Source organism: Chloroflexota bacterium, from assembly GCA_018829775.1.
Lineage (GTDB): Bacteria > Chloroflexota > Dehalococcoidia > Dehalococcoidales > RBG-16-60-22 > E44-bin89.
Genome location: JAHJTL010000097.1, coordinates 78,766 through 95,405 on the forward strand (window position 1 = coordinate 78,766; position 16,640 = coordinate 95,405).

Here is a 16,640-nt window from a genome sequence, read left to right on the forward strand (position 1 = left end):
AGACGGTGCAGATTCCTTGGCGATTAACCGACAAGGTTTTCTATGGCTGGGTGGTGGTGGCCGTTTTTCTGGTGATTGGCATCACGCTCTACGGCATACATTTCTCTTTCGGCGTGTTTTTCAAGTCGATTGAGGCTGAATTCAACCTTACCCGGACGGCAACCTCAACCATACTTTCGGCCAACTTATTGCTGGCTGGTTTCTTCTCTTTCTTTTTCGGCTGGGCTCTGGACCGTTATGAACCGCGACGTGTTGTCCTGCTCATGGCGGTCTTTACCGGCCTGAGTCTGGTGCTGACCAGCCAGACCAATGCCCTCTGGCAGCTATTTATCACCTACAGCCTGTTGCTGGCCATGGGCACCGGGCCTCTCTTCGTTGTGCCGATGTCGGCCGTCTCTCGATGGTTTGATAAAAAGAGGGGGCTGGCGCTGGGTCTCTCCAGCATGGGAATAGGGCTGGGGACAATGGTCATGGCACCGTTTGCCACCTATCTCATCACCAATTACAACTGGCATACCGCCTATCTGGTGATAGGGCTGATTTCCTGGGTAATAGCGATACCACTAACACGGTTATTGAAGAGAGACCCGCGTGAGATCGGCGCTCTGCCCGACGGGGCTAAAATAGGCGATGCAGGGCCACCGCCTGAAACAGAGACTTCGCCGCCGGCTCAGCACCCTTTCCTGTCCATCGTTCAGAATCGTAATTTCTGGGTTTTCGCGTCTATTTGGTTTCTATTTGCTGCCGGTCTATTTCTTATAGTTACCCACCTTGTTCCCCACGTCACTGACATCGGCTTTTCATCAATAGAGGCGGCCACCGTGCTCAGCCTCCTCGGCTTCGCTTCCATCCCGGGCCGATTATTAATGGGCATCGCTTCCGATAGGATAGGGAGGAAAATAACGTTCATGGTCAGCACACTGCTTCAGGCGGTGGCGATAGCCTGGCTGATATGGGCACAAGGGCTGTGGAGCCTGTATATATTTGCGCTCGTTTACGGCTTCTTTTACAGCGGTTTTGGTTGCAGCGGGGCCGCGCTAATCAGCGACACTTTCGGCGTGAAGAATATCGGGGCCGTGCTGGGATTGCTGGAAATCGGCTTTGGCATCGGGGCGGCGACCGGTCCCGCAGTCGGGGGATACATCTTCGATGTCAGCGGCAATTACACGGCCGCCTTTATTATCGCAGCCGTGGCTATGCTGGTGGCCACCTTGCTGGTTACCATGGTGAGGCGGGAAGCACCGGGGCGAAAAGGTATATGACCGCCAAGTTGAGTTCAAGCCTGGTGGCCAGGAGCGATACCCGTGTTATTTGAAAAATACCGGGACAAGGTTTTTTACGGCTGGGTGGTGGTTGCCACCTTTTGTATTGCCGGCACGGCTATCTGGGGGATTCGCTTTTCCTTTGGCGTGTTCTTTAAATCACTGGAGAGCGAGTTCGCATTGAGTCGGGCGGCTACGTCAGCCATCTTTTCCGTACAGATGGTACTGGGCGGCATATTTACCATTCTGGGTGGCTGGGCTCTGGACAGGTACGGCCCAAGAGTTGTTTTTCTTCTCATGGGCATTTTTACCGGCCTCAGCCTGCTGCTCACCGGACAGACCGGCGCCCTCTGGCAGATATTCTTTACCTACAGTCTGCTGCTGGCGATAGGAACCAGTGCCATCTATGTCACGGTGATGTCAACCGTCTCCCGCTGGTTTGAAAAGAAACGTGGCTTGGCTCTGGGCATTGCCAGCATAGGTGCTGGAATGGGCCCACTGGTGGTGGCTCCCTTTGCCACCTATCTGATTTCCGCCTTTGACTGGCGAACGGCGTTTACCATCCTTGGTATCATTGCACTGGCGGTGGTGATTCCATTATCCTGGCTTCTCAGGCGAGACCCTCAGGAGATTGGTGCACTACCCGATGGAGCAGAATTCTCGGCAAGTACGGCATTGAATCAGAAAACGGCAGTATCGGCGGATTATCTTTCCCCGTGGCAGGCGTTCCGAACCAGGAGCTTCTGGTTGGTGGTTGTCATCTTTTTCCTCTATGCCGTCACTATATTTATAATCATGACGCATCTGGTGCCCCATGTGACTGACCTCGGGTTCTCCGCGGTGGAGGCAGCTACTGTCCTCAGCGTGGCCGGTGGGGCAACGCTTGCCGGCAGGGTATTGCTGGGGGTGGCGTCAGACCGGCTGGGAAAGAAAACGGCGGCGATGCTCTGTACCCTAATGCACGCTGGGGGCATGCTGTGGCTGCTCTGGGCACAGGAGATGTGGATGTTCTATCTTTACGCGCTCGTTTTTGGCCTTGCCTGGGGAGGGATGGGACCGGTCATGGCAGTGATAATCGGGGAAACCTTTGGCCTCGGCCGAATGGGGGCCATTCTGGGAATACTCGATGCCGGTTTTAACATTGGGGCGGCGGTAGGCCCTATAATCGGCGGCGTCATTTTTGATCTGAAACAGGACTATTCCCTATCCTTTTTATTGGGAGTGGGGTTGATGCTGGTGACCACCGTGCTCATCGCATTTATCAGGCGGGAAACGGGCAGAGCCGTGGCCAGCAAATGACGGGTTCGTTAATAAACGAACATGGAGGCCGCGAGCTGCGCCAGCCTCATCGCAAAGCCCGGGATGATGCCCAGCAGCAGGACACCGATGCAGCACAGAAACAGTGCCAGTCGCAGGGCTCCGGAGGAGGGTACTTTCTCTGCGGATGCTGCCTCACCCAGCCACATCACCTTGACCACGCGCAGATAGTAGTAGGCGGAAATGACGCTGTTTATTACGGCGATTATCACCAGCCAGAGCAGGCCGTGGTTCACCGCAGCGCTGAAGATATAAAACTTGGCCATGAAACCGGCTGCCGGCGGCATACCGATGAGCGAGATTAAGCAGAGTGTCAATGCCAGCGCCAGCAGCGGTGCCCTTTTCCCCATCCCTGAATATCCCTCGATGAGGTCGCTGTCCAGCTTGCTGGAGATGGCGATGATGGCGATGAAGGCGCCCATGTTGGTGAAAGCGTAACTGGTAAGGAAAAAGAGGACTCCGCTCTGCCCCAGGATACTCCCACCAGATGCCATCCCCATGGCCGCTAGCCCCACCATAAGGTAGCCGGCCTGGGCGATGCTGGAGTACCCGAGCATGCGCTTGATATTGGCCTGTGGTATGGCGGTGATGTTGCCGATGGTCATGCTGAGCACGGCCAGCGCGGCAAATATAAGCCCCCAGTTCTGGCTCAACCACTCGGGCATGCCAAAGGCGGAGAAGAAAATCCGCAGGATAACGGCGAAGCCAGCCGCCTTGCTGGCCACGGACAGGTAGGCGGTGATGGGAGTCGGGGCTCCCTCGTAAACATCAGGCACCCACATCTGGAAGGGAACGGCGGCGATTTTGAAACCGAACCCGGCAACCAGCAGCACGATGCCCATCAACAATCCGGGGCTGGCTAAAAGCGTCATCGGGGGCAGTGTCTGCAAAACCTGAGCGATTTCTCCCAGCTGCGTTTTGCCGGTAAAGCCGAAGACCAGTGCCATGCCGTAGAGCAGCACCGCCGAGGCAATTGCTCCCAGCAGCAGATACTTCAATGACGCCTCGGTTGATTTCTTGTCTTTCAGGAAACCGACCAGTGCGTAGAGGGAGATGCTGGTCAGCTCGAGGGCGATGTAGATGGCAATCAGGTTGGTGGTGGCGGCCATAAGCATCATGCCCAGCGTGGCAAGGAGCACCAGTGCGTAGTATTCACCCTGGAAGCGCGAGAACTTGCTAACGTAGTCGGTCGAGGAGAGGATTACCAGGAAGGCGACACCCAGAAAGAGCACCTTGAAGAAAAGGGCAAAATTGTCCACGGCCAGCATGTTGCTGAAGATGGCCGGGTAGCTGCCCCCCCACATGGCGATGGTAACGCCGCCCGCGATTACAAGCCCGGAAATGCTGACCTGTGCCAGCCACCGCTTCTGCTCAATGAATAAATCGAGCAGGATAACGATGGCCGCGATAGCAACCAGGGTTATTTCCGGTATGAACAGGGCCAGGTTCAATATCTACTCCTTGTTATCATTCTAGCCACCTAAAAGTCCCACAACGGGCGAAATCCCGAGTTTTATCACGTCGGTGAGAATGGCCGGATAGATACCCACCAGCATAATCACCGCCACGAAGGCGAACATATAGACTCTCTCCAGAACATCGGCGTCAGCCGTGCCGTCGTACTGCTCCAGCGGCGGGCCGTAGAAAACGCGCTGCAGCATCCAGAGTATATAGCCGGCGGTAACCACCACACCGAGCACGCCGAGGATAGTATACCCCTGAATCCAGGGCACAACGGTGGAGGTGTAGCTGCCGACAAATACCAGGAACTCGGCGGCGAAGCCGCTGGTGCTCGGCAGCCCCAGCGAGGCCAGACCGGCGAGGGAGAAGACCACGGTGATAATCGGTACCTGCCGTGCCAGGCCGCCCAGCCGGCGCAGGTCACGTTCATGAGTGTTATGCATCACCAGCCCCACCATGGCGAAGAGCAGGCCGGTGACCAGCCCGTGGCTGAACATCTGGAGGGCGGCGCCGACCAGGCTCACCTTACCCAGGGCGAAAATGCCCAGCAGTACATAGCCCATGTGGCTGATGCTGCTGTATGCGATCATCCGTTTGAAGTCGGTCTGTCGCATGGTAACCGCGGCACCGTAGAGCACACCGATGATTGCCAGTATGACCAGGATGACGGCATATTGCTGTGCTACCGACGGAAACATGGTTACGCACAGGCGTATCATGCCGTAGCCACCCATTTTGATGAGCACCCCGGCCAGCATGACGCTGACCGCCGTCGGCGCGTCGGTATGGGCATCGGGCAGCCAGGTGTGGAACGGGAAGACGGGCAGTTTAACGGCAAAGCCGATGAGGAGCAGGAAGAAGATGGCTGCCGCCGGCATTATCGACTGCACCAGACCGAGACCCTGTTTACCGATTTCCAGCATACTCAGGCTGCCGGTGGTGAAATACAGGCTCAGGATGCCGGCCAGCATAAAGGCGCTGCCGAACAGCGTGTACACAACGTACTTGATTGCGGAGTACTCCTTGCGTCCTGCCCCCCAGATGTTTATCAGGAAATACATTGGGATGACCTCTATCTCCCACATTACGAAGAAGAGCAGCAGGTCAAGCGAGAGGAAGACGCCGAGGATGCTGGTTTCTAAAAGCAGGAGCCAGGCGAAATACTCGCGTACCCTCATGTCAATCTTCCAGGAGATGAGCACCGCCAGAAAACCCAGGAAAGCGGTGAGCACCATCAGCGGCAGGCTCAAGCCATCCACGCCCAGGTGATAGTAGGCGTTAATCGGGGCAATCCACAGCGCCTTTTCCTGAAACTGAATCAAACCGGCGGCTTCCGGCGACCGGTCAAACAGGGCGAATAGGATGAGGGACAGGGCCAGCGGCACGAAAGTGAAGAGAGCCGCCGTCCACTTAATCAGCCGGTCACGGTTGGCGAGCACAAAGGCAATGAGCACCGCCCCTGCCGCGGGCAGGAAGAGTATCGTTGTCAGATAGCCCGAACCCAACAATTTAAGCTCCTTTTTCTAACCAAAGAAGTAAATAACGAAAACAATCGCCAGTATGCCAATGCCGATAAACAGGCCGTAGAGCTGGAGCTGCCCCGTCTGGGCGTATCGAACGGCTCGTCCGCTGGCGATGGCGCCATTGGCCACACCGTTGACTGCCCCGTCCACGACCCGGTTATCGAACTGCTCAAAGCTGGCGAAAAGCCCTTTGAGCAGGGCATTCTTGACGATGATGTTCTCATACAGTTCATCGAACCAGTATTTCCGGTAGAACAGGGTATGGAGCGGCTTGAACATGCCGCCCACGCGCTCCGCTGAAATCCAAGATTTACTGTACATGGCGTAAGCGAGTAAAATGCCCAGCCCGGCCAGTATCAGCGATATCCAGGGGAGCGGCTGGGTGAAGGGGTGGAAGAGGCCTTCAAAGAAGCCGTGCGTACCGCCGTGCCCCATGAAGGCGCCGAAGTGGCCGGTTACGTTCCAGAGTCCGGAGAATATGGATAGAACGGCCAGAATTATCAGGGGTATGGTCATCACCCTGGGCGATTCGTGGGGCTGGCCGTGGTGGCTGTCATGTCCGTGGGTGTTGGGGTCACCGCCCCGGTATTCCCCGCCGAAGGTCATAAAGACGGCGCGGAACATGTAGAAGGCGGTCATGAATACGGTAATAATCGCCAGGTAAAACAGCACGGGCTGGCTGGCGAAAGCGCTGATTACTATCTCGTCCTTGCTCCAGAAGCCAGAGAGCGGCCAGATGCCGGCGATGCTCAATGAGGCGATGACGAAGGTGACGTAGGTCCAGGGCATGTATTTACGCAGGCCGCCCATCAGGCGCATGTCAAAGGTGCCGGTGGCATGGTTGACGCTGCCCGCCCCGAGGAACAGGAGCGCCTTGAAAAAAGCGTGGTTGAACAGGTGCCAGATGCCGATGGCCACCCCGCCGGTGCTCAGCCCCAGCATCATGTAGCCGAGCTGGCTGATGGTGGAGTAGGCCAGCACGCGCTTGATATCGTTCATCACCAGCCCCATCGAGGCGGCGAAAATGGCGGTAATCCCTCCTATAATGGCCACGGTGGTCAGCGCCTCTGCTGAGTGCTCGAATAGGGGGAACATGCGGGCGACCAGGAAGACGCCGGCCGCCACCATCGTTGCCGCGTGAATTAAAGCGCTGACCGGGGTCGGGCCTTCCATGGCGTCGGGCAGCCAGACGTGGAGCGGGAACTGGGCTGACTTGCCCACGGCGCCGGCGAAGATGCCGATGGCCGCCCAGGTAAGCACGGTGCCTGCCAGCGCGCCGGCAATGGCCAGTTCATGCAGTTCGTGGATATCAAAGGTGCCCGTGTTCAGGTAGAGCAGCAGTATGCCGGCCAGGAAACCGAAGTCGCCGAGCCGGGTAACGATGAACGCCTTCTTGGCGGCATCGGCGGCGGACGGTTTGTGGAACCAGAAACCGATGAGGAGATACGAACACAGCCCCACCATTTCCCAGAAGACGAACAGGAAGAGCAGATTATCGGCTATCACCAGTCCAATCATCGAGGCGGTGAAGAGCGACATCCAGGCGTAGTAGCGATGGTAGCCGGGGTCGCCGTGCATGTAACCCTGCGAGTAAATCTGCACCATCAGGCTGACCACGGTAACCACGACGAGCATCACCGCCGTCAAAGAATCCATAATCAGGCCGAGGTGAATAGTCACCCCGTCTTCGATGACCACCCAGGTTATGTCGGGGACGGGTATCTCGTGGTGTGGTGCCGCCATCACGGCGAAGAGCGCCCAGACGGAAAGGGCCAGCGAGCCACCAATCGATAAGATGGTGATATAGCCGGCTATCTTTGATTCCGCCCTGACGAAAGGACGGATGAAGAAAGCGATGATGACAAACGAGAAGAGCGGGAGCAGGAATATCAGCCAGGCCAGTTGATGCGGCATCATAGCTTCCTCAATACATCCCGAATCACGTGTTCTTTGTCCTTTGGCACCAGGACAGAATACTCGGTAAATTCCTGGCCAATAGGTATGCCGGAAGCCGGTATGATGCGGGCGGGAATCCCTTCTCCTTCAAAGAGCTCCTTCCACATCTCGGCGACCATCAGGCTTCTGGCTTTTTTGACTTCAATCCACATCTTGTTACCACTTCAGTAAATCGATTTTGCTGACATCTATATCTTCCAGTCCGCGGTAGATGGCGAAGATAATCGCCAGTCCCACGGCTACTTCGGCCGCTGCCACGACAATGACGAAAATGGCGAAGACCTGGCCGGTAAGCAGCGCCGGCACCACGTAGCGCGAGAACGCCACCAGCGTGATATTGACCGCATTGAGCATCAGCTCGATGCACATCAGGACGATGACCGCATTGCGCTTGGCCAGCACGCCGTAAAGGCCGATGGAGAACAGGATGGCGGATAATATCAAATAATGCTGCAGGCCGATGACCATTTGCTTACTTCTCCCTCGCCAGGACAATCGCTCCCAGAATGGCGGATAGCAGCAACACCGCGGCGATTTCCACCGGCAGGAGATAGCCACCCTCGCCGAAAAGGCTGTTGGCCAGCGCGGAGGTGGTCGGTGCCGTCGGTGGCACGCTTGATATCTGCCACGGCGTATTGATTAACGTCAGGACTAATACTTCCAGGAACAGCAGGGCAACGATAAAAGCGGGGATTTGAAAACGGCTGTTGGGGCTGCCCCGTTGTACCTCTCTGGTCATCATGATGGCCAGGATTATCAATACCGATATGGCGCCCACATAGACCAGAATCTGGACTGCGGCCAGAAAATCGGCGCTGAGGGTAATGTAAAGCCCGGCCACCACGAGGAAACACAGTATCAGCGAGAGCGCCGCCCGGAAAACGTTCCGCAGCAGCACCACGCCCAGCGCGGCGATTACCGCCACCACCGCCAGCATCCAGAAAGAGATAGCCATTCCCATTACTGCTTCTCCGTTACCTTCTCCACAAGCAGGGTCTGCCTGGGCAATTTCTCGGCTTTGTCCGGGAAGAAGTAGCCGCTGACTTTCCGCTCCGGCGTTTCCAGCATATCCTCTTTACCCTGTACCAGTTCGCCACGGCGGTATTTAGCGCACTCAAAGGCGTGGCTGAGGTACAGCGCTTCAAAGGGACAGGCCTCAACGCATAACCCACACTGGATGCAGTAGCCGGTGTCCACCTGGTATTTCTCCACAACATATTTATTCTCCGTCATTTCCGTAGAGGTGACGATATCAATGGCACCCTGAGGGCAGGTCTTGGCGCAGGTGCCGCAGCCGGTGCATTTTTCCAGATTCCAGATGAGCTCATTGCCCCGGAACCGCCGCGAGATATTGAGTCGCTGCTCCGGGTACTGCGACACCGTCGGGTGGCGGAACAGGTGCCTGATGGTTACCGTCAGGCCCTTGGCAATGCCGATTCCATACCGTTCAAACTTCAATTCTACCCCGTCCTAATTTAAAGAAAAATTTTGACCATATGAGAACCATTGTAGCCGTGATTGCTATGTTTACCATGACCATCAGCCACCATAGTTCGGTGGGCCAGCCGGCCAGCACCTGTAATGCCGTAATAAATAGATTGAGCAGTGACATGGGGAAGAGGAATTTCCAGGCGAAGGCCATCAGCTGGTCGATTCTTAGCCTGGGCAATGTTGTGCGCGTCCAAACCATGACGAAGAAGACGATAATCACCTTGATAACGAACCAGAGCCACGGCGGCAGCAACGGGCCTCTCCAGCCGCCGAGGAAAAGGGTGGCGATGATGGCGGAGATGGCCACTGCCTCGGCGTACTCCACCAGATAGAACATGGCGAATTTCATACCCGAGTACTCGGTGTGGAAGCCGGCCACAATCTCGGAGTCGGCCTCCATGAGGTCGAACGGGCTGCGGTTGATTTCGGCACAGCCGGCAGCGAAGAAGAGCAGGAAGCCCAGCGGCTGCAGCAGGATAAAGGGGATACCCTGCGCCACCACAATCTGGTTCAAAGAAAGCGAGCCGGCAATCAATACCACGCCGACAATGGCCAGCACCAGCGGGATTTCATAGCTGACGATGGCGGCAACATTGCGCATGGCGCCGAGGAGTGAATACTTGTTGCTGGAGCCCCACCCGGCCATGAAGATGCCGACGGTGGACACCGAGCTGATAGCCACAATGTAGAGGATACCGATATTGAGGTCGGCCAGCAGGGCGCCGTTTTGAAAGGGTATCACGGTGAATATCATCAGCGCCGGGGCGAAGGCAATCACCGGTGCCAGCCAGTGAACGAGTTTATCGGCGGCGTCGGGCACGATGTTCTCTTTGAGCAGCACCTTGACGGCGTCGGCCACGGGCTGGAGGAGGCCAAAAGGTCCGGTGCGGTTCGGCCCGAGGCGCGACTGCATCCTCCCCATCCCCCTCCGCTCGATATAGATGACGCCCATCACCATGGTCAGGACAAAGCCGATGATGACCACGGTGAAGAAAAGCCAGTGCCACCAGAAGCCACCCGGCCAGTCCGGAGGGATGGGCTGTAAATGAACCAGGTTATAAATATTTAAATCTGCTATTGCCATTAACGGTCAATCTCACCTACGGTAATATCAATACTGCCGAAAATGATGATTAAATCAGCCACTTTCCAGCCGCGTGTCATATCGCGCAGCGCCGTCAGGTTGAGCAGGCTCGGTGGACGGATATGGCAGCGGTAGGGAGCTATGGAATTATCTGATACCAGATAAAAACCGAGTTCGCCCTTGGGCGCTTCGATGCGGGCGTATGCTTCACCGGCCGGTGGTCGTATCAGGTGAGGCACCTCGGCTCTGGTGGGACCGGACGGTATCTGGTCCATCGCCTGCCTGATGATGCGCAGGCTCTGCCGCATTTCCTCAACCCGCTGACGGTAGCGGTCGTAGCAGTCGCCGGTTTCCTGTGTCGGGACATCGAAGTCAAAGCGGTCGTAGATGGAGTAGGGGTCAGCCTTGCGGATATCCCACTTCACACCGCTCGCCCGGAGCACCGGTCCGCTCGCCGAGCAGTTGATAGCCTGTTCTTTGGTCAGGATGCCGACGCCCTTGGCGCGGGCAATCAATATTTCGTTTTGCATCAGAAGGCGGTCGTACTCGTCCATGAAGCGTGGCATCAGGTCCATGAACTTGCGCAGGGCGGGCATGAACTCTTCGGGCAGGTCCTGGCTGACACCGCCCACCCGCATGTAGTTATAGGTAAGCCGCTGGCCGCTGACCATCTCGAAGAGGTCGACGATTCTCTCCCGTTCCCGGAACATGTAGAGGAAAGGGGTGAAGTAGGCACCGCAGTCGTTCAGGAAGGCACCAACGGCAATCAGGAAGGCCGCGATGCGCTGGAGTTCAGACATGATAACCCGTATGTATTCAGCACGTTCCGGGACTTTTATGCCGGCCAGTTTCTCCACCGACAGGCAGTAGGCGAAGTTGTTGTTCATCGAGGAAATATAGTCGAGTCGGTCCGTAAGCGGGATGAAACCGCTGTAAGTCCTCTGTTCGGCGAGCTTCTCTATGCCACGGTGCAGGTAGCCGAACACCGGTTCAATATCGACCACCACCTCACCGTCGAGTGTCGCCCGCATACGGAAAACCCCGTGAGTGCTCGGATGCACCGGGCCCATATTGAGCACAAAAGGTTCGGTTCGGACTGCCATTATACAAAATCCTTCCGCAGGGGATGTCCTTCAAAACCTTCCCAGAGGAAAATGCGCTTCAGATTGGGATGTCCTTCAAACCTTATTCCGAAAAGGTCGTATATTTCCCGCTCCTGGAAGTCAGCCCCCTGCCACAGGCTCACCACCGAAGGCAACGACGGATTCTCGCGGTCGTAGCATCGAGCCTTAACCATCAGGCTGTGATTGTGCTCCAGGGAACTGAGCATGTAAACGACCTCGAAGTGGTCATAGAAATCGGTAGCGGTGACAAAATTGAGAAAATCAAAATCCAGGCCTTCGGTGTCTTTGAGAAAACGGGCAACGTCGGTAAGAGAATCGCTCCTCACCACCAGGTTATCCGGGCTGGATTCAACCACGCTGCCGGGCAGCTTTTCTTCTATTTTACTGGCGATTTCCTTGCCGGAAAGTGCAGCTGTCATCTCTGGAGTATCTTTCTCACATCAATGTTTTTTCGTCGGGCAATCTTCTTCTGCAGCATCTGAATGCCATAAATAAGGGCTTCGGGGCGGGGAGGGCAGCCGGGAACGTAGACATCTACGGGAATGATACGGTTGTACCCCGGCACCACGGCATACGATGCCGAGGCGAAAATACCGCCGCTGATGGCGCAGGCGCCCATCGCGATGACCCATTTGGGCTCCGCCATCTGGTTGTAGATGCGCCTTACATTCGGTGCCATTTTCCAGGTCAGAGTGCCGGCGGTAATCATCAGGTCGGCCTGGCGGGGCGAGGCGCGCAGTATCTCCATGCCGAAACGCGCCAGGTCAAAGCGCGGGCCGTTGGCGGCAATCATCTCGAAGGCGCAGCAAGCGGGAAAGCAGATGGCCGTCCAGAGTGAGGAACGCCGACCCCAGTTAATCAACGCGTCCACCGAGGTCAGCAGAATATTCTGCTCCACTTCCTCATCGAGCCACCGGTCAGGGTCAGGAATCGGTTCCTGGCTTTTCGCCTTCAGGTCTTCAATAACCTGCCCCTCTTCCCGGTCCAGCTCGATATCCGAATAAATGTACTGTCTGGCAGGCTTTATTTCCATTCCAGAACCTTCTTCTTCCAGGCGTAGATGTAACCGACCAGAATAATGGCCACCAGGATTAAAATAGCGATAAAGCCAGCACTGCCCAGTGCTCGCAGATTGACCGCCCACGGGTACAGGAATACCACCAGGACATCAAGGACCAGAAATATCAAGGCATAAAAATAGTAATGGAAGTTGAACTGGACCCAGGTCTTGCCGATGGTTTCCATGCCGCATTCAAAGATGGAATTTTTGATGGGATTGGGATTATGCGGGACGATTTTAAGAAACCTGAGGGCGATGGGAATAATTACCATGAGAAGGGTGAAAAGAACAGCTGCGATGAGAAACAGTCCAATGTAGCCATAGTTCGTGAGCAATCGTCTGCCTCACAAAGAGAATGTATTGTCGTAGTATATCATACTCGTTTTTGGCAAGGCAAGTTGTTTTCAGAAATGGCTTTGTGGCTAACTGCGGAAGATTAAAAGAAACACGGCGGTAATGGAGCTGATAAAAGAGGCAATTGCGGCGCCGACAAAGACATTCACCAGAATATTTCTGACCATCTCAAGCGTCTCGTAGGGCCAGTTTAGTTTCTCAATAAAGACGTTAAACCAGCCCTGCCCGAGCATAAATGTAATAATCGTTAAAAAAGCGGAGATAAAGAAGACGTAAAGTATTACTTTAAGAGTGGTGTTTCCGCTGCTTTTAATCTCTTCTGCCATCTCACGCCACCTGATGAAAGTGTAAACGCAGTATAAAGCGCCTTTCGTGCTATGTCAACAGTAAAAGAAAAATCGGGATTAGCATCAGTGCTGTACGTCAATTGACACCAGTTCGATTCCTTTTGTAAACTGACTTCATCTAGGTATTAATCAGTCAATATATTAACCTTGGAGTGATATAACTGTGTCTCTGAAAAACGTTGCCCGGGAATTGGCCGAATTAATCAAGCGTGACGATGCTGATTATATTGAGGCGCATCTTGAGGAAAGCCAGACCAGCCATATTGTGTATCGAGGAAGAGAGCTAGAATCGATTGGCCGGTCGGAGGCGGTTGGAGGCAACGTGCGGGTGATGGTCAAGGGGGGCTGGGGCTTTGTCAGCTTCAATAACCTTGAGGACTTGAAGGTCAGGGTTGAGATGGCCATCAGGCAGGCCAAGCTGGTTGGCCGCGAGAAAAGCCAGCTGGCAACGGTGTCTCCAGTGGTGGACAGGGTACCGGCAGAGGTGGACAGAGACCCCGTGGCCATACCTCTCGCCGAAAAGAAGCAGATACTGGACGAGTACAATGAAATCGTCTGGCGGAAGCCCGAGATACAGACCTCTAACATTGGCTACATTGACAGCCGTAAACAGACCATTTTCCTGAGTTCACTCGGCAGCTATATCGAGCAGGAAAGGGCGGACATTAACCTGCGCATCGCGGCTGTTGCCGCTCGCGAAGGCGATATCCAGCAGGCAGGGTTGAGCGTGGGCAGTCGTGGCGACCTTACGCCAATCCGGCAGCTTCATCGGGAGGTGGAGCGTCTCTCGCATCACGTTGTGGAACTGCTCTCAGCCCCTAAGGCCAGGGGCGGCGAGTACACGGTGGTCCTCGACCCGGTGCTGGCCGGCGTCTTCGTCCATGAAGCCTTCGGGCATTTGTCCGAGTCGGATTTTGTCTACGAAAACGACCGCGTACGTGAACTTATGGCACTGGGAAAACAGTTCGGCAGTCAGGAGCTCAATATTGTGGACACGGCCACGCTGCCCGGACTTCGCGGCAGCTACAAATACGATGATGAAGGCGTTCCCGCCACCAGAACGTACCTCATCAGGGAAGGCAAACTGGTGGGCAGGCTGCACTCAAGGGAGACAGCAGCCAAAATGGAGGAGCAGCCCACCGGTAATGCCCGCGCCATAAGCTATCGCTACCCTCCCATCGTCCGCATGACCAATACCTATATTGAGCCGGGCAAGGTGTCCTTTGAGGACATGCTCGGTGATATCAAAGAGGGAATCTACGCCAAGAACTGGTACGGTGGCACCACGAGCATGGAGATGTTTACCTTTTCCGCAGGTGAGGCGTACATGATTCGCAATGGCAAAATCGCTGAGTCACTGCGGCCGGTGGTGCTGACCGGCAACGTGTTTGATACGCTGAAAAATATCGATGCTATCGGCAATGACCTTGATATGAACCAGGGAGGTGGCTGTGGAAAGGGAGGGCAGATGCCGCTGCCGGTCTCCAATGGCAGCCCTCATATCCGAATCCGTCGCTGTCTGGTGGGAGGTAGTTAACGTGGAAGAGATACTGATTCAGGCGAAAAAAGCAGCCGAGGATGCGGAGGTCTTTTCAGTATCATCTGAGGAGACCCAGGTAAGTTTCGAGACCAATCGGCTGAAGCATCTCCAGACAAAACAGCAGACCAGCGTGGCGCTGCGCATCATTCGTCAGGGCAGGCTCGGTTACGCCGTCACCACCAACCCTGATGAACACCCAAACCTGGTAGATAATGCCGTTGAGACATCGCGGTTCGGTATGACGGCCAGGTTTGAGCTACCATCGACAAATTCATATCCGCAGATTGAGGTTTTCAGCGCTGACGTCGAATCCGTACCCGTAGAAACAATGGTTGAGCTCGGCGAACAACTCATCTCCGCGGTTACCAAGCACACTCCGGGCATCATCTGCGAGGCCGAGGTGACCAGAGGAGTGGTCTCAGTACGGCTGATGAATTCTCGTGGCGGGCAGGCGGAGTACCGCAAAAGCTATTTCAGCTTTGGCATCGAAGGCAATTTAACCCAGGGCACCGATATGCTATTTGTTGGAGATAGTGCCAGCTCTTGCCAGCCGATAATGGAGCCAGGCACCGTAACCGATACTGTGCTTCAGCAACTGGAGCTGGCAAAGGAACAGGCAACGGTGCCCACAAAATCGCTGCCGACCATCTTCACCCCGAATGGAGTGGCCAGCGCCCTCGTCATGCCGCTGATGGCGGCCTTCAACGGCAAGACGGTACTGGAAGGGGCTTCCCCGATTGGGCAAAAGCTTGGTGAAAGGGTCTTTGACCAAAAATTTCAACTATGGGATGACCCGGTGATTCCCCTCCGGCCGAGCAGTCGACCCTGCGATGATGAAGGTGTGCCCAGCCAGCGCACCCCGCTTGTTGAGGCCGGGAAAGTAACCAGCTTCCTCTACGACCTTCAGACCGCTGCTCTGGCAAATACCCGGAGCACCGGCAACGGCAGCCGGGGTCATGGCGGATTGCCGTCTCCATCTCCGAGTGCTTTCGTGGTGGCTCCGGGCAGCTCCACCTTTGGCGATATGGTGGGGGACATCAAGGAAGGGCTGGTGGTGGAGCAGCTTATGGGTGCCGGACAGGGTAACATTCTGGGCGGCGATTTCAGCGGCAATGTCCTGCTAGGCTACAAGGTGGAAAATGGTAAAATAGTGGGTAGAGTGAAGGATACCATGGTTTCCGGGAATGTCTATCAGGTGCTGAAAGAAATCGTTGCCCTTGGCCGTGAGTCCAGGTGGGTGGGGGGCTTTTTACAGACCCCGCATATATACTGTCCCGCTCTATCGGTGGCGAGTAAGGGGTAGCCCAGGTAATTGAGGTGATGAGGAGGTTGAAATGAATTGGCTTCAAATCGTAGTAGCAATTTTGTTCGTCATCTTTTGGTGGATTGGAGGTACGTTAGTTATCATCCAGAGAATGCCATCAGATATTAAGCCAGTGATTTTTATAGGCAATCGGTTTGGTTTAATTCTTGGTATGTTTAATTTGTTGTTCTTCTTCGGTGCTGCCTTTTATCTTGGTTTCACTTGGTGGCCTTTAGTTTTGATAGCACTATTTATTGGTATTCTTTCAAGGTTCATTGTGTCCGATGCTTTTGTCTTAAGATTCATCATATTCCCACTATACATCGTATATTCTCGGTTGGTAATAAGGAGGTTGAAGTGAAAAGCAGACCACCTTCGGCACCAGCTGTAGTTGTGGGTACCATGCTATTGTTTATATTTATTACGATTCCTAGCATAATCCTTACTATCTCCCATTTTGTTTTGCTACCAATAGGATGGTTCTTGAGTGTTTTTACAGGTAAACCGTCTTCGCTTCGGGCTCACTTTATTACTCTTAAGCTAAGCCCAATATTCCTAATTCTAGTAATTCCAGCCATTTTCTACTTTTATGTCTGGGTACCATTGGCTTGGATATTCTTCACTTGGATGGTAATTTACTATATAAGTCGTAGGTGGACGGGAGCCGTACAACGAGACAGACAGATGGAAGAAGTATTAAAAAGGATGGACGCTCATGAAAGCAAGATAAAGGAATCTGAGAAGGATGGATAGAATTCCGCACTAAATAAACTTGTTCTAAGTACTAACAAACCGATGAGCACTAAGTTTAAAAATAA

17 protein-coding genes are annotated in these 16,640 nt (G+C 54.8%); 4 read left to right on the forward strand and 13 right to left on the reverse strand.

The features are described 5' to 3' along the window. Nucleotides 1-5 precede the first annotated feature (5 nt). Nucleotides 6-1,262, forward strand: coding sequence for an MFS transporter (locus tag KKD83_09715; GenBank protein ID MBU2536422.1), 1,257 nt, complete (start codon nt 6-8; stop codon nt 1,260-1,262). 42 nt (nt 1,263-1,304) lie between these two features. Then, on the forward strand, nt 1,305-2,561 hold the full coding sequence (locus KKD83_09720) for an MFS transporter (protein MBU2536423.1): 1,257 nt from the start codon (nt 1,305-1,307) through the stop codon (nt 2,559-2,561). An 8-nt stretch (nt 2,562-2,569) separates the two neighbouring features. Here the strand turns inward: KKD83_09720 and KKD83_09725 are convergent, their stop codons facing one another. From KKD83_09725 to KKD83_09785, 13 genes are all read right to left on the reverse strand, one after another. Further along, complete coding sequence (locus tag KKD83_09725; GenBank protein ID MBU2536424.1) at nt 2,570-4,024, reverse strand: NADH-quinone oxidoreductase subunit N; 1,455 nt, start codon at nt 4,022-4,024, stop codon at nt 2,570-2,572. A 27-nt stretch (nt 4,025-4,051) separates the two neighbouring features. Further along, nucleotides 4,052-5,545, reverse strand: coding sequence for an NADH-quinone oxidoreductase subunit M (locus KKD83_09730; GenBank protein MBU2536425.1), 1,494 nt, complete (start codon nt 5,543-5,545; stop codon nt 4,052-4,054). An 18-nt stretch (nt 5,546-5,563) separates the two neighbouring features. Then, the gene (gene nuoL, locus KKD83_09735) at nt 5,564-7,480 is read right to left on the reverse strand and encodes an NADH-quinone oxidoreductase subunit L (protein MBU2536426.1); all 1,917 of its coding nucleotides are present in this window, start codon (nt 7,478-7,480) and stop codon (nt 5,564-5,566) included. After that, entirely contained in the window at nt 7,477-7,671 is a 195-nt protein-coding gene (locus KKD83_09740) for a hypothetical protein (protein MBU2536427.1), read from the reverse strand. Before KKD83_09740 ends, nuoL begins: the two co-directional genes overlap by 4 nt. Before the next feature lie 4 nt (nt 7,672-7,675). Beyond that, entirely contained in the window at nt 7,676-7,981 is a 306-nt protein-coding gene (nuoK, locus tag KKD83_09745; protein MBU2536428.1) for an NADH-quinone oxidoreductase subunit NuoK, read from the reverse strand. Nucleotides 7,982-7,991: 10 nt separating this feature from the next. Further along, nucleotides 7,992-8,474: an NADH-quinone oxidoreductase subunit J gene (locus tag KKD83_09750; protein MBU2536429.1), complete on the reverse strand. Its 483-nt coding sequence runs from the start codon at nt 8,472-8,474 to the stop codon at nt 7,992-7,994. A 5-nt stretch (nt 8,475-8,479) separates the two neighbouring features. Next, nucleotides 8,480-8,977, reverse strand: coding sequence for an NADH-quinone oxidoreductase subunit I (locus tag KKD83_09755; protein MBU2536430.1), 498 nt, complete (start codon nt 8,975-8,977; stop codon nt 8,480-8,482). Next, nucleotides 8,967-10,094, reverse strand: a complete 1,128-nt coding sequence (nuoH, locus tag KKD83_09760) for an NADH-quinone oxidoreductase subunit NuoH (protein MBU2536431.1) — start codon at nt 10,092-10,094, stop codon at nt 8,967-8,969. Before nuoH ends, KKD83_09755 begins: the two co-directional genes overlap by 11 nt. Beyond that, nucleotides 10,094-11,197 carry an NADH-quinone oxidoreductase subunit D gene (locus tag KKD83_09765; GenBank protein ID MBU2536432.1) on the reverse strand — a complete coding sequence of 368 codons (1,104 nt, stop codon included), beginning with the start codon at nt 11,195-11,197 and terminating at the stop codon, nt 10,094-10,096. Before KKD83_09765 ends, nuoH begins: the two co-directional genes overlap by 1 nt. Beyond that, a complete protein-coding gene (locus KKD83_09770; GenBank protein ID MBU2536433.1) occupies nt 11,197-11,637 on the reverse strand; it encodes an NADH-quinone oxidoreductase subunit C in 441 nt (146 codons plus the stop codon). Before KKD83_09770 ends, KKD83_09765 begins: the two co-directional genes overlap by 1 nt. Then, entirely contained in the window at nt 11,634-12,251 is a 618-nt protein-coding gene (locus KKD83_09775) for an NADH-quinone oxidoreductase subunit B (protein ID MBU2536434.1), read from the reverse strand. The genes KKD83_09770 and KKD83_09775 overlap by 4 nt, the downstream gene beginning before the upstream one ends. Continuing rightward, complete coding sequence (ndhC, locus tag KKD83_09780) at nt 12,242-12,613, reverse strand: NADH-quinone oxidoreductase subunit A (GenBank protein ID MBU2536435.1); 372 nt, start codon at nt 12,611-12,613, stop codon at nt 12,242-12,244. Before ndhC ends, KKD83_09775 begins: the two co-directional genes overlap by 10 nt. An 87-nt stretch (nt 12,614-12,700) precedes the next feature. Then, entirely contained in the window at nt 12,701-12,958 is a 258-nt protein-coding gene (locus tag KKD83_09785) for a hypothetical protein (protein ID MBU2536436.1), read from the reverse strand. A gap of 184 nt (nt 12,959-13,142) precedes the next feature. Between KKD83_09785 and KKD83_09790 the strand changes: the two genes are divergently transcribed. After that, entirely contained in the window at nt 13,143-14,516 is a 1,374-nt protein-coding gene (locus tag KKD83_09790) for a TldD/PmbA family protein (GenBank protein MBU2536437.1), read from the forward strand. Continuing rightward, complete coding sequence (locus KKD83_09795; GenBank protein MBU2536438.1) at nt 14,467-15,822, forward strand: TldD/PmbA family protein; 1,356 nt, start codon at nt 14,467-14,469, stop codon at nt 15,820-15,822. Before KKD83_09790 ends, KKD83_09795 begins: the two co-directional genes overlap by 50 nt. Nucleotides 15,823-16,640: the final 818 nt, after the last annotated feature.